This window comes from Pseudarthrobacter sp. YAF2, from assembly GCF_052113345.1.
Taxonomy (GTDB): Bacteria; Actinomycetota; Actinomycetes; order Actinomycetales; family Micrococcaceae; genus Arthrobacter.
In genome coordinates this window covers 1-2,583 of the sequence record NZ_JBFRDA010000041.1, presented here as the reverse complement: position 1 = coordinate 2,583, position 2,583 = coordinate 1, and the positions used below count along the sequence as shown (strand labels likewise).

Here is a 2,583-nt window from a genome sequence, read left to right as displayed (position 1 = left end):
TGCCGGTGTAGTAGCGCATCTCACGGTTGAACTCGAAGTCCTGGGTCGCGGTCTGCAGCACCTGTGCGAAGTCACGCATGGATTTGCCTTTCATCGTTGAAAGCAGGGGTGGGGTTGGCGAGGTATTCATACATCCTCGTGTGGTCCTGTGCGCCGTGTCCGGCGTCGAGGATGGACTGCCAGATGGCCTCGCAGTCCTGGCTGAAACGGGCATCAACGCCGAGGGAATCGGCAAGGGCCGTGGCGATCTTGATGTCCTTGGTCATCAGCCCGATCGGGAAACCGGAGCCGAACGTGCCGGAGAGCATGAACTGTGCGACTTTGTTTTCGGACGTGTTGCTCCGCCCGGAGGAGGCGTTCAGGACCTGCGTCAGGGTTGCCGGGTCGATGCCGAAGCGTTCGCCAACGCGCAGGGCTTCGACGGTGGCAGCGACCGAAGCCGCCGAGACCAGGTTGTTCAGGGCCTTCGCCGCATGTCCGGAGCCGGCGTCACCGACGTGTATGACTGACTTGCCCAGAACGTCGAAAATGTCTTTGGCCTGGTCCAGATCGTGCCAGCGGCCTCCGACCATGATGGCGAGCTGACCGTTCTGCGCTCCGCGCACCCCGCCGGAGACGGGAGCGTCCAGGTAACGCATGCCCTGCCGTTCGAGCCGGGCACCCAGGTCCCGGGAGCGGATCGGCTCGGAGGAGGACATGTCGATAAACAGGGTGTTCAACGAGGCAGCGCCGGCCACGCCCCCGGCCAGTACGGCTTCGACGATGTCGGAGTTGGGCAGCATCGTGATGATGATGTCGGCATCCTGCCAKGCCTTGGCGTCCGTGGCGKTCCGKGATGTGGTGTGCTGTTCTTGGAACCGTTGGACTGCCCCCTTGTCGCGGTCTTCCACAATGAGGGTGTGGTTCGCGTCGGCGAGCCGTGAGGCCATGGGGAAGCCCATGTTGCCCAGACCGATGAAKCCGATGGTGCTCATGCCTCGGCCTCCATTTCCTTGAACACTTCACGGGCCAGGCGGAAGCTCTCCAGGGCTGCGGGGGCGCCGCAGTAGATKGCSACCTGGAGGAAGACTTCCTTGATCTGYTCCTTGGTKACACCGTTGCGGAYGGCGCCCCGGACGTGGACCTTCAGCTCGTGGGGCCGGTTSAGTGCGCTGATCATKGCCAGGTTGATCAGGCTGCGCTGTGCGCGTTCCARGCCTGGCCGGTTCCAGACGTCACCCCAGCAGTACTGGGTGACGAGTTCCTGCATCGGCATGGAGAACTCGTCAGCGCTGTCCAGGCTGCGCTGGACGTACTCGTCGCCGAGGACTTCCCGACGGGTGGCCAGGCCCTTGTCGAACAGCTCCTGGTTSATGGTGGGCGCGCTCATTGTGYTACTCCTTGTGCTGCTTCCGCAGCAGCGTTGAGGGGTGTCTGGTCCCAGACCGACTGGATGTTGGTGAACTCATGTACGCCCAGGTAAGACAATTCGCGGCCGAAGCCGCTCTTCTTGACCCCGCCGATCGGGATGCGGGGGTCCGAGACGGATAGCCCGTTGATGAAAACGCCGCCGGCGTCGATCCGGCGGGCCATGTTCCGGGCTTTGGCGTTGTCGGCGGTCCAGATCGCAGCGCTGAGACCGAATTCGGAGTTGTTTGCCTTGGCCAGGGCATCCTCGGCGTCTTCAGCCACGATGACGCTGGCGACGGGGCCGAAAATTTCTTCCCGGAAGGCTGTCATCGCTTCCGTGACGCCGGCCAGCACCGTGGGGGCGTAGAAGGACCCTGGGCCGGGCAGACGATGACCGCCCGTTAAGAGCTCGGCTCCGTCCGTAATGGAGCGCTTGACCTGATCGTCAACGTCCAGCAGGCCTTCTTCCTTGGCCATGGGGCCGACAAACGTGTCCGGGTCGGTAGGGTCACCGACCTTGAAGCTCTCAACGCGACTGGTGAGTTTGGCAGTGAACTCTGCATAGACGGGGCGTTCGACGATAATCCGTTTGGCGGAGATGCACACCTGTCCGGCGTTCACCATACGTCCGGTCGCGGCGGCCTCGACGGCCTTGTCCAAATCGGCATCGGCCAAGACGATGAACGGGTCAGATCCGCCGAGTTCGAGGATGACCTTTTTCAGCGCTCGGCCGGCCTCGGCCGCAACAGTCTGGCCGGCGACGGTGCCGCCGGTCACTGCCACGCCCGTTATGGCTTCGTGGTGGATGATGGCCGGCACCTGGTTGCGGTCGCAGTTCACGACGGCGAAGGTGCCTTTCGGAAGCCCTGCTTCCGCCCACAGCGACTCCAGCGCCAGGGCGCAACCGACAACGTTTGAAGCGGGCTTGAGGAGGTAGCCGTTTCCGCCGAGGATGATGGGTGCCGCTCCGCGGAAGATCTGCCAGACCGGGAAGTTCCAGGGCATGATGGCCAGCACAGTTCCGGTGGGCAGGTAGGAGACGTAGGCTTCGGGACCGATGGTTGTTGCCGTGTCCTTCAGCATCGCCGGGCCATGTTCGGCGTACCAGTCAAGCATATTGGCGCATTTGGCGACCTCGGCCCGTGCCTGGGTGACAGGCTTGCCCATTTCGGCGGTGATGACAGCCGCCAGCTT

At 63.4% G+C, this 2,583-nt stretch carries 3 protein-coding genes; all 3 read right to left on the bottom strand.

Translation table 11 applies throughout. From position 1 onward, the window contains the following. Nucleotides 1–71: 71 nt before the first annotated feature. Complete coding sequence (locus tag AB4Y79_RS21570; protein ID WP_441866235.1) at nt 72–974, bottom strand: NAD(P)-dependent oxidoreductase; 903 nt, start codon at nt 972–974, stop codon at nt 72–74. Then, nucleotides 971–1,369 (bottom strand): 4-carboxymuconolactone decarboxylase, encoded by a 399-nt coding sequence (gene pcaC / locus AB4Y79_RS21565; RefSeq protein ID WP_441866233.1) that lies wholly within the window; start codon nt 1,367–1,369, stop codon nt 971–973. The genes AB4Y79_RS21570 and pcaC overlap by 4 nt, the downstream gene beginning before the upstream one ends. Then, nucleotides 1,366–2,583 (bottom strand): NAD-dependent succinate-semialdehyde dehydrogenase (locus AB4Y79_RS21560; RefSeq protein WP_441866231.1); only part of this gene is annotated, 1,218 nt, incomplete at its 5' end. The genes pcaC and AB4Y79_RS21560, both read right to left, overlap by 4 nt.